The 26,134-nt window shown below is 76.7% G+C and carries 28 protein-coding genes; 18 read left to right on the top strand and 10 right to left on the bottom strand.

The window, feature by feature from the left end:
- The first annotated feature begins 132 nt into the window (after positions 1 to 132).
- The 6 genes from CP974_RS29005 to CP974_RS28980 all read left to right on the top strand — a co-directional run bounded on the left by CP974_RS29005 (position 133) and on the right by CP974_RS28980 (position 5,491).
- Positions 133 to 633 carry a SigE family RNA polymerase sigma factor gene (locus tag CP974_RS29005; RefSeq protein WP_031132462.1) on the top strand — a complete coding sequence of 167 codons (501 nt, stop codon included), beginning with the start codon at positions 133 to 135 and terminating at the stop codon, positions 631 to 633.
- A complete protein-coding gene (locus tag CP974_RS29000; protein ID WP_051839519.1) occupies positions 626 to 1,135 on the top strand; it encodes a hypothetical protein in 510 nt (169 codons plus the stop codon). Before CP974_RS29005 ends, CP974_RS29000 begins: the two co-directional genes overlap by 8 nt.
- 108 nt (positions 1,136 to 1,243) lie before the next feature.
- Positions 1,244 to 2,542, top strand: a complete 1,299-nt coding sequence (locus CP974_RS28995) for a hypothetical protein (RefSeq protein WP_223844579.1) — start codon at positions 1,244 to 1,246, stop codon at positions 2,540 to 2,542.
- A gap of 120 nt (positions 2,543 to 2,662) precedes the next feature.
- Entirely contained in the window at positions 2,663 to 3,634 is a 972-nt protein-coding gene (locus tag CP974_RS28990) for a TIGR03557 family F420-dependent LLM class oxidoreductase (RefSeq protein WP_031132456.1), read from the top strand.
- 322 nt (positions 3,635 to 3,956) lie between these two features.
- On the top strand, positions 3,957 to 4,223 hold the full coding sequence (locus CP974_RS28985; protein ID WP_031132455.1) for a hypothetical protein: 267 nt from the start codon (positions 3,957 to 3,959) through the stop codon (positions 4,221 to 4,223).
- Positions 4,220 to 5,491: a globin domain-containing protein gene (locus CP974_RS28980; protein WP_223844580.1), complete on the top strand. Its 1,272-nt coding sequence runs from the start codon at positions 4,220 to 4,222 to the stop codon at positions 5,489 to 5,491. Before CP974_RS28985 ends, CP974_RS28980 begins: the two co-directional genes overlap by 4 nt.
- Before the next feature lie 106 nt (positions 5,492 to 5,597).
- On the opposite strand, the gene CP974_RS28975 is transcribed toward CP974_RS28980, so the two are convergent.
- Together CP974_RS28975 and CP974_RS30600 are read right to left on the bottom strand one after the other, a co-directional pair.
- On the bottom strand, positions 5,598 to 6,389 hold the full coding sequence (locus CP974_RS28975; RefSeq protein WP_031132453.1) for a carbonic anhydrase: 792 nt from the start codon (positions 6,387 to 6,389) through the stop codon (positions 5,598 to 5,600).
- Positions 6,390 to 6,574: 185 nt separating this feature from the next.
- Complete coding sequence (locus CP974_RS30600; RefSeq protein WP_031132451.1) at positions 6,575 to 7,849, bottom strand: MGDG synthase family glycosyltransferase; 1,275 nt, start codon at positions 7,847 to 7,849, stop codon at positions 6,575 to 6,577.
- 149 nt (positions 7,850 to 7,998) lie between these two features.
- On the opposite strand from CP974_RS30600, the gene CP974_RS28960 reads away from it, so the two are divergent.
- The 3 genes from CP974_RS28960 (at position 7,999) to CP974_RS28950 (ending at position 10,583) form a co-directional block, all read left to right on the top strand.
- The gene (locus CP974_RS28960) at positions 7,999 to 8,763 is read left to right on the top strand and encodes an SDR family NAD(P)-dependent oxidoreductase (RefSeq protein WP_069979332.1); all 765 of its coding nucleotides are present in this window, start codon (positions 7,999 to 8,001) and stop codon (positions 8,761 to 8,763) included.
- Between the two features lie 15 nt (positions 8,764 to 8,778).
- A complete protein-coding gene (locus CP974_RS28955; protein ID WP_150485876.1) occupies positions 8,779 to 9,648 on the top strand; it encodes a DMT family transporter in 870 nt (289 codons plus the stop codon).
- Between the two features lie 230 nt (positions 9,649 to 9,878).
- Positions 9,879 to 10,583: a polysaccharide deacetylase family protein gene (locus CP974_RS28950; protein WP_150485875.1), complete on the top strand. Its 705-nt coding sequence runs from the start codon at positions 9,879 to 9,881 to the stop codon at positions 10,581 to 10,583.
- 291 nt (positions 10,584 to 10,874) lie between these two features.
- Here CP974_RS28950 and CP974_RS29890 read toward each other — a convergent pair whose 3' ends face one another.
- Positions 10,875 to 11,099: an acyl-CoA carboxylase subunit epsilon gene (locus CP974_RS29890; RefSeq protein WP_158100715.1), complete on the bottom strand. Its 225-nt coding sequence runs from the start codon at positions 11,097 to 11,099 to the stop codon at positions 10,875 to 10,877.
- A 276-nt stretch (positions 11,100 to 11,375) separates the two neighbouring features.
- Between CP974_RS29890 and CP974_RS28940 the strand changes: the two genes are divergently transcribed.
- The 3 genes from CP974_RS28940 (at position 11,376) to CP974_RS28930 (ending at position 14,330) form a co-directional block, all read left to right on the top strand.
- Complete coding sequence (locus tag CP974_RS28940) at positions 11,376 to 12,536, top strand: type III polyketide synthase (protein ID WP_051839896.1); 1,161 nt, start codon at positions 11,376 to 11,378, stop codon at positions 12,534 to 12,536.
- A gap of 64 nt (positions 12,537 to 12,600) precedes the next feature.
- On the top strand, positions 12,601 to 13,782 hold the full coding sequence (locus CP974_RS28935) for a cytochrome P450 (RefSeq protein WP_051839900.1): 1,182 nt from the start codon (positions 12,601 to 12,603) through the stop codon (positions 13,780 to 13,782).
- Positions 13,779 to 14,330: a cupin domain-containing protein gene (locus CP974_RS28930; protein ID WP_031135318.1), complete on the top strand. Its 552-nt coding sequence runs from the start codon at positions 13,779 to 13,781 to the stop codon at positions 14,328 to 14,330. Before CP974_RS28935 ends, CP974_RS28930 begins: the two co-directional genes overlap by 4 nt.
- Before the next feature lie 266 nt (positions 14,331 to 14,596).
- Here CP974_RS28930 and CP974_RS28925 read toward each other — a convergent pair whose 3' ends face one another.
- Positions 14,597 to 15,061, bottom strand: coding sequence for an SPW repeat protein (locus CP974_RS28925; protein ID WP_031135316.1), 465 nt, complete (start codon positions 15,059 to 15,061; stop codon positions 14,597 to 14,599).
- A 357-nt stretch (positions 15,062 to 15,418) separates the two neighbouring features.
- On the opposite strand from CP974_RS28925, the gene CP974_RS28920 reads away from it, so the two are divergent.
- The 3 genes from CP974_RS28920 (at position 15,419) to CP974_RS28910 (ending at position 17,637) form a co-directional block, all read left to right on the top strand.
- Positions 15,419 to 15,622, top strand: a complete 204-nt coding sequence (locus CP974_RS28920; RefSeq protein ID WP_031135314.1) for a hypothetical protein — start codon at positions 15,419 to 15,421, stop codon at positions 15,620 to 15,622.
- A 315-nt stretch (positions 15,623 to 15,937) separates the two neighbouring features.
- On the top strand, positions 15,938 to 16,390 hold the full coding sequence (locus tag CP974_RS28915; protein ID WP_174887800.1) for a subtilase-type protease inhibitor: 453 nt from the start codon (positions 15,938 to 15,940) through the stop codon (positions 16,388 to 16,390).
- A 224-nt stretch (positions 16,391 to 16,614) separates the two neighbouring features.
- Positions 16,615 to 17,637, top strand: a complete 1,023-nt coding sequence (locus CP974_RS28910) for a hypothetical protein (protein WP_051839894.1) — start codon at positions 16,615 to 16,617, stop codon at positions 17,635 to 17,637.
- Positions 17,638 to 17,790: 153 nt separating this feature from the next.
- Here CP974_RS28910 and CP974_RS28905 read toward each other — a convergent pair whose 3' ends face one another.
- Positions 17,791 to 18,267 (bottom strand): response regulator, encoded by a 477-nt coding sequence (locus tag CP974_RS28905; RefSeq protein WP_085921186.1) that lies wholly within the window; start codon positions 18,265 to 18,267, stop codon positions 17,791 to 17,793.
- Between the two features lie 152 nt (positions 18,268 to 18,419).
- On the bottom strand, positions 18,420 to 18,821 hold the full coding sequence (locus tag CP974_RS28900; RefSeq protein WP_037939442.1) for a hypothetical protein: 402 nt from the start codon (positions 18,819 to 18,821) through the stop codon (positions 18,420 to 18,422).
- A gap of 184 nt (positions 18,822 to 19,005) precedes the next feature.
- On the opposite strand from CP974_RS28900, the gene CP974_RS28895 reads away from it, so the two are divergent.
- Positions 19,006 to 19,341, top strand: coding sequence for a hypothetical protein (locus CP974_RS28895; protein ID WP_031135935.1), 336 nt, complete (start codon positions 19,006 to 19,008; stop codon positions 19,339 to 19,341).
- 54 nt (positions 19,342 to 19,395) lie between these two features.
- Here CP974_RS28895 and CP974_RS28890 read toward each other — a convergent pair whose 3' ends face one another.
- The 3 genes from CP974_RS28890 to CP974_RS28880 all read right to left on the bottom strand — a co-directional run bounded on the left by CP974_RS28890 (position 19,396) and on the right by CP974_RS28880 (position 21,480).
- Positions 19,396 to 20,064: an HAD family hydrolase gene (locus CP974_RS28890; protein WP_031135933.1), complete on the bottom strand. Its 669-nt coding sequence runs from the start codon at positions 20,062 to 20,064 to the stop codon at positions 19,396 to 19,398.
- A 163-nt stretch (positions 20,065 to 20,227) separates the two neighbouring features.
- Positions 20,228 to 20,911: a DUF6766 family protein gene (locus CP974_RS28885; RefSeq protein WP_031135931.1), complete on the bottom strand. Its 684-nt coding sequence runs from the start codon at positions 20,909 to 20,911 to the stop codon at positions 20,228 to 20,230.
- Between the two features lie 86 nt (positions 20,912 to 20,997).
- On the bottom strand, positions 20,998 to 21,480 hold the full coding sequence (locus CP974_RS28880) for a hypothetical protein (RefSeq protein WP_223844581.1): 483 nt from the start codon (positions 21,478 to 21,480) through the stop codon (positions 20,998 to 21,000).
- A 496-nt stretch (positions 21,481 to 21,976) separates the two neighbouring features.
- Between CP974_RS28880 and CP974_RS28875 the strand changes: the two genes are divergently transcribed.
- A complete protein-coding gene (locus CP974_RS28875; protein ID WP_078915867.1) occupies positions 21,977 to 22,534 on the top strand; it encodes a DUF6328 family protein in 558 nt (185 codons plus the stop codon).
- Here the strand turns inward: CP974_RS28875 and CP974_RS28870 are convergent.
- Entirely contained in the window at positions 22,516 to 24,063 is a 1,548-nt protein-coding gene (locus CP974_RS28870) for an ATP-dependent DNA ligase (protein ID WP_085921179.1), read from the bottom strand. The genes CP974_RS28875 and CP974_RS28870 overlap by 19 nt on opposite strands.
- A gap of 661 nt (positions 24,064 to 24,724) precedes the next feature.
- Between CP974_RS28870 and CP974_RS28865 the strand changes: the two genes are divergently transcribed.
- A complete protein-coding gene (locus CP974_RS28865) occupies positions 24,725 to 25,771 on the top strand; it encodes a phosphatidylinositol-specific phospholipase C domain-containing protein (RefSeq protein WP_031128593.1) in 1,047 nt (348 codons plus the stop codon).
- The last annotated feature ends 363 nt before the right edge of the window (positions 25,772 to 26,134 follow it).

Raw genomic sequence — 26,134 nt, 5'->3', positions numbered from 1 at the left:
TGGGCGGGCGCCGGCGCGCGGCCGGTGTCGAGGCGGGTGGGCAGGCCGGTGCGGCCGGCCGCCGCGGGCTGGATAGCCTGGCGCGGGGGCCCCACCCGTGCGCCCCGGCCGTGGACCCGCAGGAGAGGCGCTGTGACCGACGAGGAGTTCGCCGTGTTCTACGCGCAGGCGGTACGGCGGCTCACCGGCCAGCTCTACGTGATGACGGGCGACTTCCACGAGGCGCAGGACGTCGTGCAGGAGGCGTTCGCCCGCGCGTGGGCCGGGCGGCACCGGATCGACCGGGACCTCGGGCCGGAGGCGTGGGTGCGCACGGTGGCCTGGCGGCTGGCCGTGAGCCGGTGGCGGCGGGTGGTGCGCGGGCAGCGGGCGTGGCGGCGGCGCGGCGACCCGGCCACCGCGGGCGCGCCGGATGCCGCCGCCGTCGACCTGGGCGCGGCCCTGCGGCGCATGCCCGCCCGGCAGCGGCAGTGCGCGGCGCTGTACTACGTGTGCGACCTGACCGTCGACCGGATCGCCGCCGAGACGGGGCTGTCGGCGGGCTCGGTCAAGACGCACCTGTCACGGGCGCGGGCCAAACTCGCCCGGTACCTGGACGACCACGTCCCCGCCGGGGAGGAGCGCGATGTCTGAGCACGACGACCGGCTGGCGGCGGCGCTGCGGCTCGCCGCCGGGCACGCCGCCGAGTCCTCCCGGCCCGCCGGGGTGGAGGACGTCCGGGCCCGCGGCCGGGCACTGCGGCGCCGCCGCGCGCTGGCCGCGGGGGCGGGGGTGGTGTGCGGCGGCGCGGCCGTGGCGCTCGCCGTGTGGGCGGGTACGCCGAGCCCCGCCCCGCCCGCGTCGCCGGGACCCGCCGCGTCGCCCACCGCGACACGTCCGGGGGCCGTGCCGACCGAGCCGGTACGGACCGAACCGGCACGGACCGGCCTCGTGTCGAGCCGGCCGCCCGGCACGGTGTCCGCGCCGTCGCCGTCGCGGACGGTGCCGGACGCCGCCCCGGCGACCACCGGTACCGGGGACGTAAGCGGAGCCGGGAGCGGCAGCGGAAGCGGCAGCGGGGGGAACGGCGCTGGTTCCGTGCCGGGTGGGGGACCGCCCCCCGCCGCGTCCACCTCGTACCCCGCTCCGGGCTGAGTGACCTGCGTCTCACCGGTCAACCGGGCCGTCCGCCCGGGCGTATCCCCGGCATCGACCACATTCCCCACCGGGCCCGCGCAGGGCCCGCCGAAGGAGCCGATGCCGGTGCCGACCACACCGCCGACCCTCGCCACACCCCGCGACGCCCGCCCCGGCGAAGGCCCCGAACCGGGGGCCTGTGCCCCTCCGGAGGGCTCCCTCCCGCCGGGCTCCCGCCGGGCGCCGGGGCAGCGGCGGGTCCCCGCGCCCGGCTCCGGAGCGCACCGCGCCGCCGGCGGGCGCGGTCCGGCCGGCCGCGCCCGCTCCGTGCTGGTGGTGGGCGCCGTCCACGCGGGAAGCGCGCTGCTGCACCTGGTGGTGCTCGCCCTGATGGTCCCGCCGGACGGAGCGGGGGTGCGCGAGCGGCTGCTGGCGTGGGACGCGCGCCACTTCGTGGACATAGCCCGGGACGGTTACCCGGCGGGGTTCACCCACGGCCCGGACGGCGAACTCACCGGCAACGAACTGGCGTTCTTCCCGCTCTACCCGCTCCTCGTCCGCGCCCTGGCCGCCCTGACCGGGCTCGACGCGGGGACGGCGGCCATCGCCACCGCCCATCTGGCGCTGGCGGCGGCGCTGTTCGCCGTCCACGCCCTGCTGGCGCGGCTGTACGGGGACCGGGTGGCCCTGGCGGGGATCGCGCTGCTCGCGGGGGCGCAGCCGATGGCGCTGACCTTCCTCATGGGGTACAGCGAGTCCCTCTTCCTCGCGCTGGCCGCGGGCACGCTGCTGGCGCTGCACCGCCGGGCGTGGCTGACCGCCGGGTGGCTGGCGCTGCTGTGCGGGCTGACCCGGCCGGCGGCGCTGGCCGTGGCGCTGGCGGTCGCGGTCGCCGCCGCGCAGCACCTGTGGCGGAGCCGTCGCCTGACGGCCCGTCCGGTGGCCGCCGTGGTGCTGGCCTGCGCCGGGACCCCCGCGTACCTGGCATGGGTGGGGGCGCGGCTGGGCCGCGTGGACGCCTGGTTCCGGATCCAGCAGGCCGGGTGGGGCACCCGGTGGGATCACGGGGCGGCGTTCGCGCGGTTCCTGGGCGAGACGCTGCGGCGGGGTGAGGGCTGGGTGCCGGTGAGCACCGCCGTGCTGGTCCTCGCCGTGCTGGGTGCCACCGCCGCGGCCTGGGGGCGGGGCGCGTGGCCGCCGCTGCTCGTGTACGGGACGGCGATGGTGGTGCTGGCGGTGGGGCAGTCCAACTACTACCACTGCAAGCTGCGGCTGCTGGCGCCCGCCGTCGTCTTCCTGGTGCCGGCCGCCCGCGCCCTGGCGGGGGCCCGTCCCCGTACGGCCGCGGGCGTGCTCGCGGGGGCGGTGCTCTTCGGCTGCTGGTACGGCGCGTACATGGTGACGGCGTGGCCGTACGCCATCTGAGGGCCCGCCGGGGCGGAGCGCCCCCCGGTACGCCGTTCGGCGGGGCCGGTCTGTTAGGCGCCCGGTGTGCGGGGTACCTCTGCGCGGACCGGATGCAGCTCTCACGCTCAGGGGTGACGCATGGAGATCGGGTACAAACTCGCGGCGGAGGCGTACGCGCCGGGTGAGCTGGTGCGGCAGGCGGTCCTGGCCGAGGAGGCCGGGTTCGACTTCGTCGAGATCAGCGACCACTTCCACCCGTGGCTGGACAACCAGGGCCACTCCCCCTTCGCCTGGACGGTGCTCGGCACGATCGCGGCGAGGACCAGCCGGATCGGGCTGGCCACCGGGGTCACATGCCCGACGATGCGCTACCACCCGGCGATCATCGCGCAGGCCGCGGCGACGCTGGCGCTGCTGTCCGAGGGGCGGTTCGTGCTGGGCGTCGGCTCGGGCGAGCGGCTCAACGAGCACGTGACGGGCGAGGGGTACCCGGCCGTCGGCGCCCGGCACGGGATGCTCCGCGAGGCCCTGGAGATCATCCGGCTGCTGTGGAGCGGCGGGTACCGCTCGTACGAGGGGAAGCACCTGCGGCTGGAGGACGCCCGGGTCTTCGACCTGCCCCCGGAGCCGCCGCCGATCGCCGTGGCGGCGAGCGGGCCGGCCTCGACGAAGGTGGCGGCCGAGCTGGGCGACGCGCTGTTCGCGACGGAGCCGAAGCCGGAGATCGTGCGGGGCTACCGCGAGGCGGGCGGGGCCGGCGCCTGCTACGCGGAGGTGCCGATGGCGTGGGCACCCGACGAGCGGACGGCGGCGCGGGCGGCCCTGGAGACCTCCCGGTGGGCGGTGACGGGGTGGAAGGTGATGAGCGAGCTGCCGAACCCGGTGAACTTCGACGCCGCCACGGCGACCGTCCGCGAGGAGGACATCCTCGACGCGTTCGCCTGCGGCGACGACCCGAAGCGGTACCTGGAGATGGCGCAGCGGTACGTCGACGCCGGGTTCGACCGGCTGGTCATGCAGAACGCCGGCCCCGACCCGGACGGGTTCATCGACTTCCACCGCCGCGAACTGGACGCGCGGCTGCGGGAGCTGCGGCCGAAGGGCTCGTAGCGGTGCTCTGTCCATGGGCAGCGCACCGGCCCGGGTGGCGGGGCGCCGCGCCCGAAGGCCCCTGAACGCGGACCCCGTTCGGGGGCGCCGCACACCGCCGCCGGTCGCGCCAGGGTCTGACAGGGCCCTCGGGAAGGGCCTTTCGGCCCATTGCCGGGGCCGCTCGGCGGTGCCTTCCCCGGGACGTGAGGTGATGTGATGCGGATGCGCCCTCCGGTCCGATCGGCCGCCGTCGCCGCCACGAGCGGCCCTCCGGCACGCGCACCACGCGGCGGACCGGGCGCGACGCACGACCCGCACGAGCCGCCGACAGGAAGCAACGATGCCCCGCACCGCCCTCCTCGCCCCAGCCGTCTGCACCCTGGCCGCGGCCGCAACCGCGGCCTCCTTCGTCCAGGTCCGCCCCTGGACGGGTGCCGTCCGGCTCCTGCCGGCCGCCCTCACCTCCCACCCGGCCCTGCTCCCGCACCACCGGGCGCGGGCCGGGGCCGGGAGACACCCCTCCACGGCGTGGGCGTCCACCGCGCGGGCCGCGGCGTGCGCGGTCCACGGGACGTGCGGCGGCTGCGCGCACGAGGTGCGGCCGTGAACGACTACCACGCCCTGCTCGCCCGCCGCGAGGCCATGCGCCTGCGCGACCAGCTCCTCTCCCCCACCGCGCGCCCCGCCCCGGCCGCGGCGCCGCCCCGCGCCTCCGGCCGTACCGCGGCGCCCGCCCCAGGGGCGTACGACGGGGCCGCCGACCGGGAACTGATCATCCGCCATCTGACGGAGGTCACCCCCTTCGAGCAGCTCATCGCCCACCTCTACGACGCGATGTTCGAGCGCCATCCGTACCTGCGGAAGCTGTTCCCCGAGTCGATGGAGTTCCAGCGGGCCCACCTGGGCCGGGCGTTCTGGTTCCTGATCGAGAACCTGGACCGCCCGGACGAGGTCGACTCCTTCTGCACCCGCCTCGGCCGCGACCACCGCAAGCTCGGGGTGCTCCCCGTCCACTACCAGGTCTTCGAGGCCGCCCTGCTGGAGGCGCTCCAGCGGTTCACCGGGGGCAGGCTGGGCGACGACGTCACGGACGCGTGGCTGCGCATGATCCGGCTCGCGACCGCGGGCATGGTGCGCGGCGCCGAGGAGGCCATCGCCGAACCGGCGTACTGGAGCGCCGCGGTCACCCACCACCAGCGGCGCCGCCCCGACCTGGCCGTGCTGCGCGTACGCCCCTCGGGCACGTACCCGTACCGCGCCGGCCAGTACGCGACGCTCCAGACCCCGCTGCTGCCGCTGACCTGGCGGCACTACTCCATGGCGGGCGCGCCGGGGCCGGACGGGGAGCTGGAGTTCCACGTCCGGCGCACCGGGCCGGACGGGGTGAGCGACGCGCTGGTCAACGACACCGGGGTCGGCGACACCCTGCGGCTGGGCCCCGCCCAGGGCACCACCGTCCTGGGCGACGACCTGGGGCGGGACGTGCTGATCGTGGCGGGCGGCACCGGCTGGGCGACCGCGAAGGCGCTGCTGGAGGACCTGGCCGCGCGGCGACCGCCGGGCCGCTCCGCCCATCTGTTCCTGGGCGCCCGCACCTCCGGGGACCTGTACGACGCGCAGGCGCTGGCCCGCCTGGAGAACCGCTGCCCCTGGCTGCGGGTGGTCCCCGTGCTGGACGACGGCCCGGGCGAGCACCGGTCGGTCGTGGAGGCGGTGGCCGCGTACGGGGACTTCAGCGGCCACACCGCCTTCGTCAGCGGCCCGCCCGCGATGGTCACGGCGACGGCCTGGCACCTGACCGGCATCGGCGTCCCCGCCGACCGCGTCCACCACGACCCGGTCGCCGACACCACCCCGCACGCCCTGATGCGGTGATCCCGCCGCCGTGGGGCCCGGCCCTTCGGCGGGCCCGGCCCTCGGTCGGCGGTCGGCGGTCGGCGGTCGGCGGTCGGCGGGACGGTCGCGGCGGGGCGGGGCCGTGTCAGGCGACGGTGCGGACGCGCTGGCTGGACAGCTCGTAGCGGGCACCGACGACGGCCAGCCGTCCCGTGCCGACGCGGGCCGCCAGATCCGGTTCCGCGGCGAGACGGCCGGTGACCAGCCGGGTCTGGGCCGTGATCGTCGCGTCGACACGGGCCGGCCCCGTCCGGGTGCGGTCGATGGCGGGGCGGATCTGCTCCGTGACGTAGGCGATGTGGGCGGGCTGGGCCTCTCCGGTCCCGTCGGCGCGGACGGCCGCCGTGACCGCGCCGCACGACTGGTGGCCCAGCACCATCACGAGCGGGATGCCGAGTTCCAGCACGCCGTACGCGACGCTGCCGAGGACCGCCTCGTCGAGGACGCAGCCCGCCGAGCGGACGGTCATCAGGTCGCCGAGGCCCTGGTCGAAGACGAGCTCGGGCGGGACGCGCGAGTCGACGCAGCCGAGGACGAGGGCGAAGGGGTGCTGCTCCGAGACGGCGAGGAGCCGGTCGCCCGCCGCCTCGTGCGGATGCGTCTGGTGGCGGGTGGCCCAGCGCCGGTTGCCGTGCCGCAGGGCCCGCAGCGCCGCCCCCGGTGTACCGGGGCGCCCGGGCACGGCGGGCGGGGCGTGGAGGGGACCTGGGGCGTCCGGGCGGAGGAGCGGGACGGGAAGCGGGGCGGCCGGGGCGGAAGCCGGTACGGCGGCTCCCGCGCCGAGTACGGCCCCGCCCGCGAGCGCGGCGCGCAGCAGTGCCCGGCGCTGGGGGCGGCGCTCGCGGGCGGGCGCCGTGGAGTCGGGTGTGGAGGTCACGTCCGGCAGGCTAGGACCGCGCCCCCGCCGGACCTCGCCTCTTGGCCATCCGTTGGCCGCGGCTTGGACGAATGATGGACGCCGCCGCCGCGTGGGGTGGCGGCGGGGGCGGGTGCGTACGGCGCGACGGCGGCGTTCGGCGGCGGGCGTACGGCGCGCCGCGCGCACCGGTCCGGCGCCGGGCCTCAGGCCAGGGCGGCGAGGAGGACCGAGGCGTCGTCCCGGAAGAGGGCGCGGCCGCGGGCGGCGGCCGCGCCGCGCGCCGGGCCGTCGGGCACGAGGCGGGAGACGGCCGCCAGCAGGGACGGCAGGTCCGCCGCGGTCGTCGACAGGCCCTCCGCCGCCATGTGGCGGACGCCGTCCGCGCCGTGGCCGGGAATGGGCCGGTAGGCGACGACGGGGAGGCCGGCCGCCAGGGCCTGGACGGCGGTCTGCCCCGCCGCGTTGTCGACCAGGAGCCGGGCGGAGGCCATCAGCGCGGGCAGGTCGTGGGTCCAGCCGAGGGCGACGGCGCCGGGCACCCGGGCGGTGCGGCGGCGCAGCCCCTCGTCGCGCCCGCACAGCACGACGGGGCGCATCCCGTGCCGTACCAGGGCGCGGGCCGTGCGCGGCAGGTCGGAGCCGACGCCCCAGGCGCCCGCCGACAGCAGCACGGTGGGCCGGCGCGGGTCCGGCGGCTCGGCGGGCGGCGCGTCGGCCACGGCGTGGAAGGCGGGGGGCACGACGGGGCCGGGTGCGGCGGTACGGCGGCCGGTGCCCGCGCGGGCCGCCGCGGCCGCGCCGGGGCTGACGCACAGGTACAGGTCGTTGCCCGGATGGAGCCAGCCCCGGTGGACGGCGAAGTCGGTGACGTACACGGCGCTGGGCACGCCCAGGGTGCCGCGCTCGCGCATGCGCCCGGTGATCTGCGCGGCCAGGTGGAAGGTGGAGACGACGACGTCGGGGCGATAGCGGGCCGCCAGGGCCCGCAGCGGGCCCTCGGCCAGCGCGGCGAGCGGCGAGGTGTCCGCGCGCGCGGCCGCCGCGCGACCGGGCCCGGCCTGGGCTCCGGAACGGAGCGCGTCGGGGTGGGGCGGCGCTTCCGGATCGAGTGCTTCGGAGCGCGGTTCCTGCGGGCCGAGTGCCTGGGCGTCGCGTGCCTGCGGGCCGTGTGCCTGGGGGCCGTGTGCTTGCGGGCCGAGTGCCTGGGGGCCGTGTGCTTGCGGGCCGAGTGCCTGGGCGCCGTGTGGGGGCGAGGCGAGGAAGACGCGGTAGATCGCCGTGTAGAGCGCGGGGAGGCGGCGTACGGCCGTGCGGTAGAAGACGCGCAGGGCCGGTCCGGTGCCGGCCGGCAGCAGCGTCAGCACGTCGTGGACGTGCGCCTCGTGGCCGTGCGCGCGGAGCCTGCGGGCGAGTTCGCCGGCCACGGCGTCGTGGCCGGCGCCCATGCTCGCGCTGAGGACCAGGCAGCGCCGCGTCATGTGCCCATCGTGGGGGCGGCGGGCGCGCGGGGCGGTCCGGGCGGGCCTGTTCGGGTGGTTCGCGGGCCCGGCGCAGGGCCGTGGTGGGCCGCGCCGGGGAGGAGCCGGGAGTCTGGAGGGATCGAGGCGCGCGGATCCGGAGGTCTGGCATGGCGGGGACGGCACGGCCGGTCGTGCTCATCACGGGTGCGTCCTCGGGGATCGGGGAGGCCGTGGCCGAACGGTTCTCCGGGGACGCGGAGCGCCGGTGGCGGCTCCTGCTGGCCGGGCGGGACGAGGTCCGGCTCGGCGAGGTGGCACGGCGCACGGGCGGGCGGGGGCTGCGGGGCGACCTCGCCGACCGGGCGGGCGTGGAACGGCTCGCCGCGCGGGCGCTGGAGGCCGAGGGGCGGGTCGACGTGCTGGTGGCCGCGGCCGGGATCGGCTGGGCGGGGCCGTTCACCGGGACGCCGCCCGAGGTCGTGGAGCGCATGGTGGCGGTCAATCTGACCGGTGTGATGCACCTGGTGCGGGCGGTGCTGCCGGGGATGGTGGAGCGGGGGGTGGGGCGGGTGGTCCTGGTCAGTTCGATGGCGGGCTGGGCGGGGGTGGCGAACGAGGCCGCGTACGCGGCGACGAAGGGCGGGCTGCTGGCCTTCGCGGAGAGCCTGCGGTACGAACTGGCCGGCACGCGGGTCGGGGTGACGGCGGTCCTGCCGGGCGCGGTGGACACGCCGTTCTTCGCCCGCCGGGGCGTCCCGTACCACCGTGCCCGGCCGAAGCCGGTCCCCGCGGGGCGGCTGGCGGACCTCGTGTGGCGGTCGGTGGTGTACCGGCGGGACGAGGTGTTCGCGCCGGCGTGGCTGGCGTGGCCGGCGCGGCTGCGGGGCGGGGCGCCGGGGCCCTTTCGCGCGATGGCCAAGCGGTTCGGCTGAGCGCGGCACGGCACGATGCTCGCTCTCTCGATCTGCCTCGCCCTGCTGGCGGCGGTGGGCAACGCCGCTGCCTCGGTGCTCCAGCGGCGGGCCGCCGCCGACGCGGGACCCGCCGGTACGGCGGTGCGCGGGTGGTGGCCGGGGCTCGTGCGACGGCGGGTGTGGGTGTGGGGCGCGGTGATGCTCGGCTTGTCGGGGGTGTTCCAGGCGCTCGCCCTGGCGACGGGGCCGCTTGCGGTGGTGCAGCCGGTGATGAGCACGGAGCTGCTGTTCACGCTGGTGCTGGGCGGGGTGGTGTTCCGGCGGAGCCCGGACCGGCGCACCTGGTGGGCGTTCGGGGCGATGGCGGCGGGCCTGGCCGCGTTCCTGGCGCTGGCCGAGCCGTCGGGCGGGCGGGCGACGGTGCCGGCGGCGGACTGGCTGTGGGCGGGACTGGCGATCGGGATGGTCGCGGCGGTGCTCGTGGTGGTGGCGTCGCGGCTCCCGTCGGCGCCGCGCGCCGCGGTGCTCGGGACGGCGACGGCGATGGGCTTCTCCGCCACGGCGGCGCTGCTGAAGGACGCGCTGGGCAGGCTGCCGGACGGGCTGGGGGCGGTGTTCGGGACGTGGCAGCTCTACGCGGCGGTGGCGGTGGGGCTGACGAGTTTCCTGCTGCTCCAGGTGACGTTCCGGGCGGGGACGCTGGCCGCGTCGCAGCCGGCGCTGACGCTGGGGGACGCGCTGCTGAGCGTGGTGCTGGGGGTGACGCTGTTCGACGAGCGGGTGGTGGTGGGCGTGCGGGGCGTCTTCGAGGCGGTGGCCCTGGCGGTCTTGGTGGTGGCCTGCGTGCGGCTGGCGCGGTCGCCCCTGGTCACGGGGGGCGAGGAGGGGGAGGGCACGTGGTGAGCGCGGGGGGCGGGAGCGCGGGGCGGGGCGCACGGGGTGCGCGGGGTGCCCGGGGTGCACGGGGTGCACGGGCCGCGGTGGCGGGGCTCGCGGAGGCGGGGCTCGCGGGGGCGGGGCGGCGGGCCTCGGGCGCGGGGGCCGGGGGAAGACCGGCGGAAGCCCGGGCGGGGGCTTCGCGGGCGGCGGGACGGGGCGCACGGGGCGCGGGGCGGGCGGGGCGGGTCGCGGGCGTGGCCGCGGCGGCGGGGGTGGTGGGGTGGCACGTCGTCCCCGCCGGGTTGTGGCTGCCGGGCGTGCGTGCGGCGCTGTGGCCCGCGCTCGACGGCCGGGGCGATCCGGGGCGGGTGGCGCTGACCTTCGACGACGGACCCGATCCGGACACGACCCCGCTGTTCCTGCGCGCCCTGGACCGGCTGTCGGTGCGCGCGACCTTCTTCGTGCTCGGCGAGCGGCTGGAGCGGGCGCCGGGACTGGGGCGGCGCATCGCGGCGGAGGGCCACGAACTGGCCGTGCACGGCTGGCGGCACGACCCGCCGTGGCTGCCGCGGCCGGTCCGGGACGTCCGCGAGGTGGCGCGGGCGGCGGCGCTGGTGGAGGCCGTGGCGGGGCGCCGGCCGCTCTGGTACCGCCCGCCGTACGGTGTGCTGACCGGCGGCCGCTGGGCGGCGGCGCGGGCGGCGGGGCTGCGGCCCGTGCTGTGGTCGGCGTGGGGGCGCGACTGGACGGCGGACGCGTCCCCGCTGAGCGTGCGGGCCGAGGTGGCGCGCGGCCTGTGCGGCGGAGCGACGGTGCTGCTGCACGACTCCGACGCGATGTGCGCGCCCGGCTCCTGGCGGGCGGCGCTGGGCGCGCTGCCGGGCCTCGTCGCCGAGTGCCGGGCGCGGGGGCTGGCGGTGGGCCGTCTGGCCGACCACGGGGTGGGCCGGTCGGAGTAGCGCCCGACGGCCGTGCGGCCCGGCGGCGCGGGGTGGGGCGTGCGGCGGCGGTGGCCGGGCCCGGGCTGCCGGGGCCGACCCGGCCACCCGGCCTGCGGGCTGCCCTGCCTGCGCCGCCGTGCACCGCCGTGCGCCGCCGGGGCGGGCAGCGCGCCCGGTCGGGGCGCACCCGGCGGGGGCCGTGCTCTCGTACCGCCGCGGGCGTGGCCGCCGGCCGGCACGCGCCGCGCGCGCCGTACGCGACGCGGCCCGTCGGCCGGGCCGGGCACGAGAGCGGCCCGACCGCCTCACCTACCGGCCGGGGAACGGGGCACGGGCCCCGCGGGCGCACCAGGAGTGCGGAACCGGGTGCGGGTTCCAGTGCAGATCCCAGTAGGCGCGGCGCGGGCGGTGGTCGCGGCGGTGGGAGTGGCCCGGAGCATGGCCGCCCAGCGCGAGGGCGCTCAGGACGGCGGTGACGGCGGCGAGCTCCACGCTCGTCGGTGAACCGTGAACTATCCGCAGGTGATGGCGCATTGGTCCATCGTGCGACGGCGGCGGCCGTCGCGCATCCGCTGCCCCGTTCGCCGGGCCGGACCTCGCGCCGGGACCGGCGTTCGTGCGTCGGAGTGCCGACCGGACGGGTGAGCGGCCGGCACCGCTCCGGGGGCTTCCGCCCTGCCCGCGCCCGGTGCGGGGGGCGCGGAGCCGGGGCGCGGTCACCCCGTGCGGTCGCCTCGCCGCGCGCGGTGGCCGGTGCTCGCACATTCTTTGAGTGAACGTGAGCAACACGCGACGAAAGGGCTCGACATCATGGCCACGTTGTGCAGACCCGCGGTGTCCGTCCCCGAGCATGTGATCACCATGGAGGAGACGCTCGACCTGGCGCGCACCATCCACGCCGACCACCCGCAGCTCCCGCTGGCCCTGCGTCTGATGGAGAACACCGGCGTCCGCAAGCGGCACATCCTGCGGCCCATCGAGGAGACGCTGCGGCACCCCGGTTTCGAGCAGCGCAACGCCGTGTACGAGGCGGAGGCGAAGGCGCGGGTGCCCGCCGTCATACGGCGGGCACTGGAGGACGCGGAACTGCGCGCCTCGGACATCGACGTGATCATCTACGTGTCGTGCACGGGCTTCATGATGCCGTCGCTCACGGCGTGGCTGATCAACACCATGGACTTCCGCAGCGACACCCGCCAGGTGCCCATCGCCCAGCTGGGCTGTGCGGCGGGCGGTGCCGCCATCAACCGGGCGCACGACTTCTGCAACGCCTACCCGGACGCCAACGCCCTGATCGTGGCGTGCGAGTTCTGCTCGCTCTGCTACCAGCCGACCGACCTCGGCGTCGGGAACCTGCTGTCGAACGGCCTGTTCGGCGACGGGATCGCCGCGGCCGTGATGCGCGGCAAGGGCGGCACGGGCGTCGCGCTGGAGCGCAACGGCTCGTACCTGGTGCCGGAGACGGTCGACTGGATCGCCTACGACATCCGGGCGACCGGATTCCACTTCAAGCTGGACAAGCGGGTCCCCGGCACGATGGAGCCGCTCGCCCCGGCGCTCCAGCAACTGGCGGGGCAGCACGGGTGGGACGCCTCCGACCTGGACTTCTACATCATCCACGCCGGCGGTCCGCGCATCCTGGACGACCTCAGCAAGTTCCTCGGGGTGGCCCCGGAGGCGTTCCGCTTCAGCCGGGCCACGCTCACCGAGTACGGGAACATCGCCAGCGCCGTCGTGCTCGACGCGCTGCGCCGGCTGTTCGACGAGGGCGGCACGCCCGACGCGGCGCGCGGCCTGCTCGCCGGCTTCGGGCCGGGCATCACGGCGGAGATGTCGCTGGGCCGCTGGACGACCTCGGAGTCGTCCCGCCCCGCCGCCCGTGCCGCGACGCGCGGTGCGACCACGACCATCACGCCGAAGGCGTTCATCGACGCGTACACGGACAGCGAGGAGCCCGATCGTGCTGGATGAGACCACGACGACCGCCGAGGCGGCGCGGGAGGGTTCCGGCTCGGCGGGCGCCGCGCCGCCACCCGTGCGGGAGTGGCCCGCGCTCGACCTGTCGGGCGTCGACTTCGACCCGGTGCTGGCCGGACTGATGGAGGAGGGTCCGGTCACCCGGATCAAGCTGCCGAACGGGTCGGGCTGGGCCTGGCTGCTGACCCGGTACGACGACGTGCGCAGCGTGACCAACGACCCCCGGTTCAGCCGGAAGCTGGTCGTGGAGAACGACGTCACCCGGCTGGCGCCGCACTTCATCCCCGTCGACGGGGCGGTCGGGTTCGAGGACCCGCCGGATCACACGAGGCTGCGCCGCTCGGTGGCCCCCGCGTTCACCACGCGCGGCGTCGAGCGGCTGCGCGGCCGGGCCCGCGAGATGCTCGACGAACTCGTCGACGGCGTGCTGCGCGACGGGCCGCCGGCCGACTTCACGCAGCGGCTGCTCGCGCCGTTCCCGCTGGCCGTCGTGTGCGAGCTGATGGGCGTGCCGGCGCAGGACCGGCCGCGCATGCACGAGTGGACCAACCTGATCCTGTCGTCGGCGCAGGGCGCGGAGCGCAGCCAGCGCGCCAAGGAGGAGATGTGCGCCTACTTCGCCGAGACGATGCGGCGGCGGCGCGGCACGGGCGGCGAGGACGTCATCGGGCTGCTGTCGGCGGCCGTGGCGGCCGGTGAGATCACCGAGTCGGAGTCGGTGGGGCTCGCCCTGCTCATCCAGATCGGCGGCGAGGCCGTCACCAACAACACCGGCAACATGCTGTTCATCCTGCTGACCCGGCCGGACCTGATGGACCGGCTGCGCGCCGACCCCGCCGGGCGGCCCCGGGCGATCGAGGAACTGCTGCGGTACATCCCGCACCGCAGCGCGGTGGGGCTCTCGCGGATCGCGCTGGAGGACGTGACGGTCGCCGGGACGCGCATCCGCGCCGGTGAGGCGGTGTACGTGTCGTACCTGGCCGCCAACCGGGACCCGGACGTGTTCCCCGACCCGGAGCGCATCGACTTCGGGCGGGCGCCGAACCCGCATGTGGCGTTCGGGCACGGACCGCACTTCTGCGTCGGCGCGATGCTGGCGCGGCTGGAGTCGGAGCTGCTGGTCGACGCGATGGCGGACCGCTTCCCCGGGCTGCGGCTCGCGATGCCGGCCGAGGACGTGCCCTTCCGGCGCGGCGCGCTGATCCGGGGCCCCGAGTCGATGCCGGTGACCTGGGGATGAGCGCGCACGCGACGCCGGACGGGCTGCTGGTGCCGACCGGGCACGGCCGCACCCTCGCCGTCCCCGCCCATCAGGTCACCTTCAAGGTCACGGGTGAGCACGCGAGGGCCGCGTCGAGTTTCGAGGTGGTCGTACCGCCCGGTTTCGACGTGGGCGCCCATGTGCACGCGCACAGCGAGGAGCTGTTCTACCTGCTGGAGGGCGAGCTGGAGGTGCTGGCCTTCGAGCCGCGCGTCCGGACGCGTGACGACTGGCGGAACTGGGAGTCGAGCAGTGGGCGGCGCACGGTGCGGGCGACGCCCGGCACGGTGATCGTGGTGCCGCCCGGCTGTCCGCACGCGTTCGCGAACCGCTCGGGGGAGCCCGCGAAGATGTTCTTCCAGGCGTCGCCGCCGCCGGACCACGAGCGCTACTTCGAGGAACTGCTGGAGATCCTCGACGGGGGCGGGCCGCCGGACCACGCGGCCATCGCCGCGCTGCGGGCCCGGTACGACATCGAGCAGCTGACGCCGATGCGGCACGACGCGTCGCCGCCGCCCGGCCCCTGACACGCCTTCTCCGCCGCCGCGCCGGCTGAGAGCGGCACCGACCGCCGCGGGGCGCGGGACGTACGTCGAAAGGCCCGGGGCCGCCTCTTCGCAAGGCGGCCCCGGGCCTTTCCTTCTTCTCTCGCTGTCGTCGGGTGGTCGTCCCCGTGCGCCGTCGTCGCGCGCCGCGCCTTCCGCGTCGTGCCGTGCCCGTCACCGGGCCGCCGCGTCCGGACCGCCGCCCGGGCCGGCCAGGCACGAGGGCACCGGGACCTGCCTCGGGTACGTCATGCGGTGGGCATCCTCCTGCGTCCACGTGCGCGGGCCGCGCTCGCGCGGCGCTCGCCCGTGGCGGCCATGGCGACGCCCAGCAGCAGGGCGACGGCACCGACGATCACGTTGTTCCAGATGCTGCGGGTGGTGTCGACGCTGCCGGCGACGAGCCACGGCGAGACGATGGTGAACGCGCCGATGGCCACGGCGCACCAGGCCATCGCGTGGGTCCGCTCGTACGCGGTGCCGAGGAGACCGCCCATGCACAGGGCGTACGCGATGCCGAGGATCAGGTTGGTCACGGCGAGCGCCGTGAGTCCGCTGAATCCCGCGATCCACGGTGATGCCGCCAGGTAGACACCGGTGAGGAACGCCAGCGCCTCGACCGCCTGCCCCCGGGGGGTGCTGGTGGCCTGCTCGAACCTGGCGCGCATCTCGGCTACGTCGGGGTGATGCTCGATGGTGGGGTGGGTGGTCATGTCGGGCCGCCTCCTGTAGAAGCCCTTATCTGCCCTTTATCACCATCTAACGCCTCTTAGGCCATTCGGGCAACAGGAACTTTTCAGGTGTTCCTGGCCTTGCGACGGCAGGGCCCTCCCCCGTCGAGCGGCGTACGGATCCGGGGCCCGGAGCGCAGGGCCGGGCGGCAGGACGGGACAGGGCAGGCGGGGCAGGGGCCGGCGACACCTCTGCCGGGCGGCGTCGTTGAGCAGCGAGGGCATCCGCGACGGGCGCCCCACGACGACGGGCCGGGCCCGGCGGCCGGACACGGCCACACCCGCCCCTCCGCACCCGCACCCACACCCACACCCACACCCACACCGGAGAGGGAGAGCATGAACCTCCGCACCGCCACCACCGCCCTCGCCACGGCCGCCGGGGCACTGCTGCTCGGCGCCGCCGGCCCCGCCCAGGCCGCACAGACCGCCCCGCCTTCACCTCAGACCCCCGCCTCGTCCGGCGACGGGGTGGCCCTGGTGAAGAAGGACGAGGTGACGCCCTGGTCCCTGACGGACTTCCTCCTCGGAACGGGGGACTGAGAAGGACGCCCGGGCGGCTCCGGAATGTCCGGCAAGGGGACGAACGGAGTTGTTACCACCACGTTTCGGCCGTGTTACACATCACACACCGATCCGATCCACGCATCGTCCACACTTGAACCGGATCTTGGACGGGCTGTCAACCTGCGGTGACACCCGGTCACCGGCACTCCCGCCCCCACGGTCTGCCGATTTCAGGTCATTGCTTCAAACGGTGACAGAACCTGAAAACCTCCACTGAACGTGCGTCAATCGCCCTCGGTCGGCAGGCTGTTCACGAACCGACCGAACAGGACTCGAAGGAAAGTGATGACCATGACGCACCTGCGGACATCCATACGGCGCACCGCCATTCTCGCGATGGCCGCCGCCGCGGCGATGACCGCCCTGGCGCCGACCGCCGTCGCCGCCCCTGAGCGGGCGAGCACCGGCGAGTCGAGGCTCCACGCGCCGAACGCGCTGGTTCTCACCGTGGCGAAGGGCGAGACGGCCAGGACGGCGACGCCGCTTCGCGCGGTGACGCTGACCTGCGCCCCCACGCCGGGCGGAACGCATCCCGCGCCGGAGGCGGCCTGCGCCGAGCTCCGGGCCGTGGACGGCCGGTTCTCCGCCCTGCGCGGGGACCAGGACCGTGCCTGCATCAAGATCTACGACCCGCTCGTCGTGACCGCCGAGGGCGTCTGGGAGGGGCAGCGCGTCCGGTACGAGCGCACGTTCGGCAACTCCTGCACCCTCCAGACCGAAGCCGGCCCCGTCTTCTCCTTCTGAGCGACACCGCCCGGCCTCCCCGCGGCCCGCGCCCTCTCCACGGCACCTCCCCTGCCACCGGAGAAGGCGCGGGCCGCCGCCGTGCGCGCGGCGGCCCGGACGGCCGGGACTGGCGGCGGGCAAGTGGGTACCTGGAGAGAGAGCGGCCGCCGGTGCCGCCTCGGACCGGCGGCCCGGCGCCGGGCGGCCGGCGGCCGTGAGGTGCGAACCGCGGAACGAGAGCCATGGCCATGGATGTCGAGAGCGTCGCCGACGAGTTGTACGGGCTGCGGCCCTCCGAGTTCACCGCGCTCCGCGAGCGGCGCGCCGCCGAGGCCCGTACGGCCGGGGACCGCGCGCTCGCCGACCGCGTCAAGGCGCTGCGCCGACCGACGGCGGCCGCGTGGGCGAGCAACCTCCTCGTCCGGGCGCGGCCCGACGACGCCCGGTCCCTGGTCGCCCTCGGCGAAGCGCTGAGGCGGGCACACCGGGACCTCGACGGCGCCCGGCTGCGGGAGCTGGGGCGGCAGCAGCACGTCCTGGTGGCCGCGCTGGCGCGGGAGGCCCAGCGGCTGACCGCCGAGGCCGGGGAGAGAATCCGCGACAGTGCGCGCGGGCAGGTGGAGGCGACCCTGCACGCGGCGCTCGCCGACCCGGAAGCGGCCGGGGAGTGGCTGGCGGGCCGTCTGAGCAGGGCGCTGGACGTCCCGGTGGGCTTCGCGGCCCTCGGCGACGGCGGGGGGAGCGCCGCGCGGCACCTGTCGGTGGTGCGCACCGCACCTGGTTCCGGCGGGGCGGAGGAGGGCGACCGGCCGGAGCACGGAGGGCGGCGGAGCGACGGTGCGGCCGGGGCGGGGACGAAGCCGGCCCACCCGGGCGCGCGAGAGCGGCCGGAAGCGGAGCGGCCGGGCGCCGCCGAGCGCCGGCGGGAGGAGGAGCGGCGCGCGCGCATGCGGCTCGAGGAGGAGCGCCGCACGGAGGCCGCCGCCGCGCGGAGGGAGGCCGCGGCACGGGAGGACGAGGTCCGTCACGCCGCCGACGCGCTGGAGGGCGCCGAGCAGCGGGCCCACGAGGCGGACGTGCGGGTGGCGGAGCTGACGGCCCGGCTGAGGGAGGCGCAGGCCCGCGGGGAGGCCGCCCGCCTCGCCGTACAGCAGGCCCGGCTGCGGGTCCGCGAGGCTCAGCGCGCCGCCAGGGGTGCGGCGCGGCGGGCCCGTGAGGCCGTGACCCGGCTGGAGGGCCGCCCGGCGGCCCGGCGGGGGCGGTGAGATCCCGCTGCCGGCCCCGGCGCGACGGGTCCCGCAGGGCGCCGGGATGCGTCGTACAGCATCCCGTACGCCCCCTGAGCGGAGCGCGGCGGCTCCCGGGACGCGACCGCGCGGCGCACCGTGACCGGCGCGACCGGCTCGGGGCCGCGGGCCCTACGGGCCGGGCGCCGGTGCCGTGGGCGCGGGCGGCGCGGCCGGGGCCGGCAGGGCGGCGCGCGGGACCGCCGCCGGCGCGGGGCGCGGGGAGCGGCGCGTGAAGTCGTACAGGTACCGGACCTTGATGCACAGCGCCCACGGGTCGATGGGCTTGACCAGCAGGTCCGCCGCGCCCAGCCGCATGGCCGCGCGGGAGAGCCGCGCGTCGACGCCCAGTCCGGTGACGAGGATGACCGGGATGTGCCGGGTCAGCTCCAGCCGCTGCATGTACCGCAGCACGTCGAGGCCGCTCACCCCCGGCATGACCACGTCCAGGACCACCACCGCCACCCCGCCCCGCAGCACCGCCTTGAGCGCCGCGTCACCGCCCGTCGCGGTCGCCAGGGGGTAGCCGAGCGGCGAGAGCGCGCTGTACAGGGCGAACAGGTTGTCCTCGTGGTCGTCGACCAGGAGGACCTTCTCCCCGCCGGGCATGGGCCCTCACCTCCGCTCCGGGGTCCGGTCCGCACCCGGCCCCCTCCGCCCCCAGCATGCCCGCGGCGGCGCCCGGGCGGCAGGGCGCCCGCGCACCGCGGCCCGCGCGATGGCCGAACCCGTCCGCCGTCGGCCACCGGGGGCCGGCGAGCCTAGCGGGAGGCGAGCAGCAGGCGGCTTTCCGTCTCGTGCTCGCCGGGGACGTGCTGGGCGGACCGCAGCTCGAAGAGGCGGCCGAGCGCCTTCTCGACCTTCTCCACCGCCTGGTGGTCGCCCGTCAGCAGCGCCTCCACCTCCTTGCTCAGCCGGGGTGCCGGGTCGGCCTCGCCCGAGTGGGCGGAACTGTCGAAGGTGGCCATCCACACGGTCGGCTCGCGCCCGGCGGCGGAGTGCGGCGCCACGTCCTCGCAGCCGGCGAAGACCTGGTCCAGGGCCCCGAAGACCGCCACCGCGTCGTCACGCCCGCAGTCGCTGAGCTGGACCGTGACATCGCATTCGGCCGGGTGCTCCCCCGTGCGCCGGTTCGCCGTGCCCGTCCCCTGGTCGCTTGCCATGGCGTCTCCACGTCCTTCCGTCGGATCCTGCGGAACGAGTACCCGCCTTCCCCGCACCGCCACGGATGGCACCTCCGTGCCACTCCGCTGGCGGACGGGCACGGTACGTGTTTGCGGGGAGGCATGCCTGGTACCGGGGTGGGACCAACGGGGGCCATCGCAGCTACCCACGAGAGGAACGGCCATGCCCGCAGGATCCAGCTCCAAGCGCGAGCGCCAGTACGAGCACATCAAGGACAGCGCCCGCGGGCGCGGCGAGGGCGAGAAGCGCGCCAAGGAGATCGCCGCCCGCACGGTCAACAAGGAGCGGGCGCGCAGCGGCGAGGCGAAGTCGTCGGGCGGCGGCTCCGGCAGGTCGTCGTCCCGCGGCGCCTCGTCGGCGCCGAAGGGGGGCGGGCAGCGCTCGGGCGGCGGCTCGCAGGCGACGTACGACGAGCTGTACGCCGAGGCGAGGAAGCGGGACATCCCCGGCCGGTCCTCCATGAACAAGGCGGAGTTGCAGCGCCGGCTCGGCGGTTGACCCGGCCGGGGCCGCCGGATGAGGGGTGCCCCGGCCGGACGGGGCCCCGGGGTGTCACGTGCCGTCCCCGCCGAGCGGACTGCCGTCGAGGCGGGCCAGCAGATCGGCGGGGTCGGCGTAGACGGCGGACGCTCCCGCGCCGGTGAGGTCGGCGCGGGGGATGCCGCCGCACAGCAGCCCCACGCACGTCACCCCCGCGCGCGTGCCCGCCTTCATGTCCCAGACGGTGTCGCCGACGAACACCGACCGGTCCGCGGGCGCTCCGGCCAGGTCGAGCGCGTGGCGCACCGGATCGGGGGCGGGCTTGCCCTCCTCGGTGTCCTCCGCTCCGGCGATCGCGGTGATGACCTCGTCGGCGTCGACGGCCCGGCGCAGCGCGGCGAGTTCGGAGCCTCCCGCGGAGGTGGCGAGGACCACGGTCCAGCCGCGCGCGGCGAGCGTCCTGAGCAACCGGCCGGCGTCCGGCAGGGCGGGCAGCCGGTCGGAGTACGTGCCGTAGAGCGTCTTGTGCGCGGCGCTGAGCGCGGCGTCGCCGCTCCGGTCGCGATCCGGGCCGAGGAGGTGCTCGACGAGGTCCTCGGCCCCCAGCCCGACGGCCCGGTGGACGGCGTGCGTCGGTACGTGGTGGCCGGCCTGCCGGAAGGCCTCCCACCAGGCGACGACGTGGAGGTGGTTGGTGTCGGCGAGGGTGCCGTCCACGTCGAACACGGCGGCGCGGGTCATGTGCGGGTCCTCTCTTCGCTACGGGTCCTGCTCGGGTCTTGGGGCCATGGGCCCACCGGTGGTCCGGCGGGCCCGGTGGCACGGGCCTTCCGGCCGGTGCCCTGGTGCCCCGGTGCCCCGGTGCGCGGGGCACCAGGGCACCGGCTTCCCCCCGCGGCGGTCCTCAGCCCGCCACACCGGTGGATTCGTGGGAGGCCCCGACCGGTTTCGACTCGGGTGACCCGCGCTGCCGCAGGTACACGGAGAAGATCGCCATGGAGCCGATGGCCAGCAGCTCCGACTGCCAGTTCTGCAGGGTGCGGCTCCAGAAGTCCGGTTCCAGCAGGTACGCGGACCAGGGCAGCGGGCTCTCCAGGTCGCGCAGCCTCGCCTCGCCGTACGCGGCGGCGCCGCTCACGGACTGCGCGTACCAGGAGCCGAGGAAGACCGCGCACATCCACATGCCGAGGGAGCGTGAGTACAGGGTCCGCCGCAGTCCGCCGGCCGCCGCCCAGCGCGGCGAGTCGGGGGTGGCGTGGGCGCCGACGCGCTGGTCCTCGTCGGACTCCGTGCCCGCTCGGTGCAGCTCCTTGGACTCCGGCGAGCCGCGCTGGAGCAGCCACACCGTGCCGAAGAGGTAGAGGAAGAACTGCAGGTACTCGGACTGCCAGTTCTCCGTGACGGCGACGGCGAAGTCGGCGGACGTCAGATAGCGGCCGAGGGTGATCGGCTCGGCGCCGATCGCGCGCATCTCCCCGTTGTACTCCGCCCGGCCCGCGAGGGCCTGGCAGAAGAGGGTGACGAGGAAGCCGGCCCCGAAGACGAGGGAGAGGCCGTTGTCCCTGGCGAAGCGGGCGGCACGGTTCATCGGTGGGCCGCTCCGAGCACGCTGAAGTACACGAGGCCGCCGAGCAGGGTGAGGGCGTACAGCGTGAACATGGTGCGCACGGCGGGTCAGTCCCCCGTCACTCGGCAGTCGTAGGGGCGCTCGGGGCGCGGCACGCAGCCGGCCGCCCGGATCCTCCAGCCGTCGGGGAACCAGGTGGCGAAGTACGTGTCGTGCTCCAGGACGACGCGGCCCTGGTGGCCGTACACGTCGGTGGTGCGCACCCTCCCGGGCGCGGGGAGGGCCGCGTCGGTGAGTCCCGCCTCGCATGAGGGGCCGGGGTCCCGCGCGAGCGCCTCGCGGGTGGCGGGGGCGAGCAGGCGGCAGGCTGCGGCGGCGCTCTCGGCCTGGGCGGCGCTCTCGGCGTGGCGGGCGAAGTCGAGGGCCGCCGCGGTGACGGCGTCGCGCTCGGCCGCCGGCGTGGTGCAGCCTCCGGCCCATGCGGCGGCGGCCGCCGCGAGGGCCACCGCGGTGGCCCCGGCGGGGCGGCGGGCGCTGACCGGGCACGGGGGCGCGGGAGCGCTGACCGGGGACGCGGCTCCGGGTGGCACGGCATGGGGAGACCCGGCTCGCGGTGGTGCGGCTCGTGGGGAAGGGGCGCGCGGGGTCCGGTGCGCCGGGGGCGCCCCCGGGGAGTGCGTGCCGGGAGAGGGCCGGCTCGCGGAGGATGGGCTCACGGGGCTCGTCTCCTTTCACCGGCCGGCCTCGCCGCGTGATCGGTGGGGCGTGGCTCATGAGCATGGGGGCGCGGGCGCCGCTGGTCACGTCACGGCCCCGCGACACCCTGGTGCCTTCCTCCCGGTGCCGTAGCCGGTGCGGGCGGGAGCACCGCGACGGTGGGCGGCCACGACGGTGGGGCCGGCCGTACGCCGCGCCCGGCCGGGGCGGCGGGCGCGGAGGGGCCGGCGACGGAGCGCGGGGATGCGATGCGGGGCGGGGGCGGGGCGGGGTTGTGGAGCGGGTCGGTGCGGCGGGTCCGTGGGGCGGGGGGCTGTACCGCTTCGCAGGGGGTACCGGGAACAGGTCTGGCGACATCGGGAGGACGCCATGCCTGTGCAGCGGCGGGACGACGGCAGGGAGGCGGGCGGGGCGACCGGCTCGCGGGAGGCCGGGGGGCGGCAGGAGCATGGGCTGTGGCGGGGGCGGCGGGAGACGCCGGAGGAGCGGGCGGACCGGCGGTGGACCGAGCTGGTGCAGGAGATCAGGGTCGCGCAGACGGGTGTGCAGATCCTGTTCGGCTTCCTGCTGACGGTGGTCTTCGCACCCAGGTTCGCGGACCTGTCGGACGTGAACCGGACCATCTACATCGTCACGGTCGTGCTCGGTGCGGCGGCGACGGGCGCGCTGATCGGCCCCGTGTCGTTCCACCGGATCGTGTCGGGGCGCAGGATCAAGCCGCAGACGGTGGTCTGGGCGGCACGGCTGACGTTCACCGGACTGGTGCTGCTGCTCGCGACGATGGTGTCGGCGCTCTTCCTCGTGCTGCGGGTGGCGACGGACGACGGCTTCGTACCGTGGCTCGTGAGCGGGGTGGCGCTCTGGTACCTGCTGTGCTGGTTCGTGCTGCCGATGTGGGCGCGCCATCGCTACACCACGCGTGACTGAGGGCCGGCCACGACCCGCTCGACGGTGTCGGCCTGGGCGGCGGGCTTGTCCGGGCGGTGCCGTACGACGCGGGCGAAGCGCAGCGTCACCCCGGCCGGGTAGCGCGGGGAGCGCTGCAGTCCGTCGTACGCGATCTCGACGAGCAGTTCGGGTCGTACGGTGACGGTGGAGCCGTCGTCCGAGACGGCGAGCTCGCGCAGCCGGTCGGTCTGCCAGCGCAGCATCTCGTCCGTCAGGCCCTTGAACGTCTTGCCCAGCATCACGAACGTCCCGTCGGCGGCGCGGGCGCCCAGGTGCAGGTTGGACAGCAGTCCGGTGCGCCGCCCGTGGCCCCACTCGGCCGCCAGGACCACGAGGTCGAGGGTGTGGACCGGCTTCACCTTCAGCCACGAGCGGCCGCGCCGCCCGGCGCTGTAGGGCGCGTCGAGCGCCTTGACGAGCACACCCTCGTGCCCCCGGTCGAGAGTGCCGGCGAAGAACGCCTCGGCCGCCCGGCGCTGCCCGGGGTCGGCGGGGTCGGTGACGACGGTCCGCCTCACCCGCAGGGGGTCGGGCACGAGGCGCGCGAGTTCCGCGTGCCGCTCGTGTCCGGGCAGGTCGAGCAGGGCTCTCCCGTCCAGGGCGAGGAGGTCGAAGAAGACGGGGGACACCGGGCGGGCCGCCGCGGCGGTGGCCACATCGACGCGTGAGCCCACGCGGGAGGCGGTCTCCTGGAAGGGTACGGGGCGGCCGGCCCCGTCCAGGGCGATCACCTCGCCGTCGAGGATGAACGCGTCGCCCGCCACGTCCCGCGCGACGCCGCGGACCTCGGGGAGCCGGTCGGTGATCTCGTCCAGGGACCGGGTGTAGATCCGCACGTCGTCGCCCGAGCGGTGGACCTGGATGCGGATGCCGTCGAGCTTCTCCTCCACGGCGCACGGCCCGAGCGCGGCGAGCGCGTCCGCGACGCTCTTCGCGGTGTGGGCCAGCATCGGCTGGACGGGGGTGCCGACGGCGAGGCGGAACCTCTCCAGTACGGCCGGGCCCTCGGCGAGCAGCGCGGTGGCGACCCTGGGCAGCGATCCGTCGAGCATGACCGCGCGGCGCACGTCGGCGGGCGGTGCCCCGGCCGCCTGGGCGACACCTTCCAGGGCGATGGCGTCGAGGGCGCCCTGCCGCACCTCCCCCGCGAGCAGCCGGACCAGGAACCGCTGCTCGGGGGCGGTGGCGGCGGCCATCAGGTCGCGGACGAGCCGGCGGCGCTCCGTACGGGAGCCCGCGCCCGCGACACCGGCGAGCGCGGTGAGCGCGGCGTCCGTGCCGGCGACGGTGAGGGTCGCGTGTCCGGCGGGCGCGACGGGGTCCTTGAGGGTGGACCAGCCGATGCCGATGCGCCCTTGCGGAAGACGGCCCGCGAGGTAGGCGATGACGAGGGGGACCTCGGCGGGCGGGGTCGCGGCGAACAGGTCGGCCAGCACGGCGATCTTGCGGGAGCGCGCCGAGGTGGCGGCGACCTGCTCGGAGACGTCGGCGAGTCGGGCCAGCAGCATGCGGCCCATGGTGCCCGCCGCGCGAGCCGCCCGCACGCGGGGCGGCACACCGGAGCGGCCGCGACACGGTACCGAGCGGCTGGGCACCGGGCGGCGCGGACGGATGCCCGGGCGGATGTCCGGGCGGATGTCCGGGCGGATGTCCGGGCGGGGCCAGGGGCGAGCGCCGGAGCGGTGCGCGGCGGATGCCCGGGCGGGGGCGGTGCGGGGCGATGAGCGACGGGGTCGTGTGCCCGGGGGCGGGGGCGGAGGGCGGGAGCGAGAGGCCATGGCGCCACGCCGCGAACGGACCGATACGGGGGCGCCGGGGTCGCGCCGGGGCGGACGGGGCGGGGACGGCGCTCCGGCAACGGACACCGGAGCGGCCGGGCGGCGCGGACGGAGGCCGGGGTGGGGCGACGAAGTGGGCCAGTGTCGTGGACGGACCGGATGGGCGAGGCGGGACGGACCAAGCGGGATGCCGGGGCGGACGGGACGCGGTGTCGGGGACGAACCCGGGCAGGGCGCCGGGGGGACCAACCTGGGCGGGCGCGGCGCCGGAGCGACGCCGGCGGGACGTCGGCCCGTGGCCGCCGGTCAAGCGGCATGTCTCCCCTCCTTCACCCGACTCCCCTACTCTGCCGCCGACTTCGACTGCGTCGAGCGGAAGGCAGGGGACATCATGAGCGTGTGGGCACGTGGTGCGGGGGCCGTCGCGGTGGCGGCGGCCCTGGTGCTGGGTGCCGGTCCGGGCGCGGCGGTGGCCGCCGACCCGGTCCGGTCGCCGTACGGCGCGTCGACGGGGGTGGGCGTCCACAACGCGTACGAGAAGGCCAAGTACCGCTACTTCGCCGACGCCTTGGACTCGGGCGCGGCGATGCTGGAGCTCGACGTGTGGACGAACGCGTTCGGCCGGTCCTGGCGGGTGTCGCACGGCAATCCCCTCGGCAACGACAACAACTGCGAGAACGCCGCGCACGCGGGCGAGCTGCGCACCAGGCCCCGCAACCAGGACCTCGGCGGCTGCCTCGCCGACATCCGCGCCTGGCACGACGCCCACCCGGGGCACCGGCCGGTGCTGCTGAAGATCGAGATGAAGGACGGCTTCCAGGCCCGTCACGGGCGGGGGCCGGCCGATCTGGACGCGCTGTTGACGGCGCGTCTGGGGGACGCCTTGTTCCGCCCGGCGGATCTGGCCGGGGCGCACCCGGACCTGGACACCGCCGTCCGCGCGGACGGCTGGCCCACCCGTGACCGGCTGGCGGGGAAGTTCGTCGTCGAGCTGATCCCCGGCACGGTCGAGGAGGGCAACCCGGCCGACTCGCTGTGGACCGATCGCGAGTACGCCGCCCATCTGCGGGGTCTGGCGGCCGCCGGGCGGCTGCGGGAGGCCGGGGCGTTTCCGGCCGTGCACCGGGCGCAGGGCGGCGACCCCCGACTGCGGTACGCGGACGCCGGTCTGCGGCCGTGGTTCGTGGTGTTCGACGGCGACGCGTCGGTGTACGCGGGCGGCTCCGTGGACACCTCCTGGTATGCGCGCCACGACTACCTGCTCGTCATGACGGACGCCCACAGCGTCGCTCCCGCCATCGACGGGACCCATCCGACCGAGGCGCAGGCCCGCGACCGCCTGGCCCTCCTCGCGGGCCGGCACGCCAGCGTCGTCTCCGCCGACTGGTACCCGCTGCCGTCCGTCCTATCGACGGTCGTCCCGCGCGCGGGCGGGTAGCCGGCGGGGGGGCAGCGAACACGTGCTCCGCGGGCTGGGCGGAGCGGGGGACGAGACACGCCCGGCCGGGGCTCCCGGGCAGCCGAGGACCACTACGGGGGCTCCGGGGTGGGCGGGGCGGCCGACGACCGCCTGGCCGCCGAGGGCGATCGGCACACGATCAGGGCGACGACCCGGGGGCGAAGGGACGGTGTGCCGCCCGGCCAGGGGCATCCCACCAAGAGACCGTCAGGGCAGCGCACGGCACGGCCGGAGCGCGGATGGGCGGGGGTCGCGGTCCTCGGGGCCGCGCGGACGGCCGTGCCTTCGCCGCGCTCGCGGGCGTCCGTCCGCTCCGCGCACGCGAGCGGTGGCTTGGGCGGC

The sequence above is a fragment of the Streptomyces fradiae ATCC 10745 = DSM 40063 genome (assembly GCF_008704425.1).
In the GTDB taxonomy this organism is placed as follows: Bacteria; Actinomycetota; Actinomycetes; order Streptomycetales; family Streptomycetaceae; genus Streptomyces; species Streptomyces fradiae.
Note: the sequence above shows the minus strand (reverse complement) of the source record. Positions and strands in the feature narration are given on the sequence as shown.

What these genes read in the sequence shown, in the direction of transcription:
- CP974_RS29000 (WP_051839519.1), top strand. Translation starts at nt 626, where the DNA reads ATGTCTGAGCACGACGACCGGCTGGCGGCGGCGCTGCGGCTCGCCGCC.
- CP974_RS28990 (WP_031132456.1), top strand. Translation starts at nt 2,663, where the DNA reads ATGGAGATCGGGTACAAACTCGCGGCGGAGGCGTACGCGCCGGGTGAG.
- CP974_RS28985 (WP_031132455.1), top strand. Translation starts at nt 3,957, where the DNA reads ATGCCCCGCACCGCCCTCCTCGCCCCAGCCGTCTGCACCCTGGCCGCG.
- CP974_RS30600 (WP_031132451.1), bottom strand. Translation starts at nt 7,849, where the DNA reads ATGACGCGGCGCTGCCTGGTCCTCAGCGCGAGCATGGGCGCCGGCCAC.
- CP974_RS28960 (WP_069979332.1), top strand. Translation starts at nt 7,999, where the DNA reads ATGGCGGGGACGGCACGGCCGGTCGTGCTCATCACGGGTGCGTCCTCG.
- CP974_RS28955 (WP_150485876.1), top strand. Translation starts at nt 8,779, where the DNA reads ATGCTCGCTCTCTCGATCTGCCTCGCCCTGCTGGCGGCGGTGGGCAAC.
- CP974_RS29890 (WP_158100715.1), bottom strand. Translation starts at nt 11,099, where the DNA reads ATGCGCCATCACCTGCGGATAGTTCACGGTTCACCGACGAGCGTGGAG.
- CP974_RS28940 (WP_051839896.1), top strand. Translation starts at nt 11,376, where the DNA reads ATGGCCACGTTGTGCAGACCCGCGGTGTCCGTCCCCGAGCATGTGATC.
- CP974_RS28930 (WP_031135318.1), top strand. Translation starts at nt 13,779, where the DNA reads ATGAGCGCGCACGCGACGCCGGACGGGCTGCTGGTGCCGACCGGGCAC.
- CP974_RS28925 (WP_031135316.1), bottom strand. Translation starts at nt 15,061, where the DNA reads ATGACCACCCACCCCACCATCGAGCATCACCCCGACGTAGCCGAGATG.
- CP974_RS28920 (WP_031135314.1), top strand. Translation starts at nt 15,419, where the DNA reads ATGAACCTCCGCACCGCCACCACCGCCCTCGCCACGGCCGCCGGGGCA.
- CP974_RS28915 (WP_174887800.1), top strand. Translation starts at nt 15,938, where the DNA reads ATGACGCACCTGCGGACATCCATACGGCGCACCGCCATTCTCGCGATG.
- CP974_RS28910 (WP_051839894.1), top strand. Translation starts at nt 16,615, where the DNA reads ATGGCCATGGATGTCGAGAGCGTCGCCGACGAGTTGTACGGGCTGCGG.
- CP974_RS28905 (WP_085921186.1), bottom strand. Translation starts at nt 18,267, where the DNA reads ATGCCCGGCGGGGAGAAGGTCCTCCTGGTCGACGACCACGAGGACAAC.
- CP974_RS28900 (WP_037939442.1), bottom strand. Translation starts at nt 18,821, where the DNA reads ATGGCAAGCGACCAGGGGACGGGCACGGCGAACCGGCGCACGGGGGAG.
- CP974_RS28895 (WP_031135935.1), top strand. Translation starts at nt 19,006, where the DNA reads ATGCCCGCAGGATCCAGCTCCAAGCGCGAGCGCCAGTACGAGCACATC.
- CP974_RS28890 (WP_031135933.1), bottom strand. Translation starts at nt 20,064, where the DNA reads ATGACCCGCGCCGCCGTGTTCGACGTGGACGGCACCCTCGCCGACACC.
- CP974_RS28885 (WP_031135931.1), bottom strand. Translation starts at nt 20,911, where the DNA reads ATGAACCGTGCCGCCCGCTTCGCCAGGGACAACGGCCTCTCCCTCGTC.
- CP974_RS28875 (WP_078915867.1), top strand. Translation starts at nt 21,977, where the DNA reads ATGCCTGTGCAGCGGCGGGACGACGGCAGGGAGGCGGGCGGGGCGACC.
- CP974_RS28870 (WP_085921179.1), bottom strand. Translation starts at nt 24,063, where the DNA reads ATGCTGCTGGCCCGACTCGCCGACGTCTCCGAGCAGGTCGCCGCCACC.
- CP974_RS28865 (WP_031128593.1), top strand. Translation starts at nt 24,725, where the DNA reads ATGAGCGTGTGGGCACGTGGTGCGGGGGCCGTCGCGGTGGCGGCGGCC.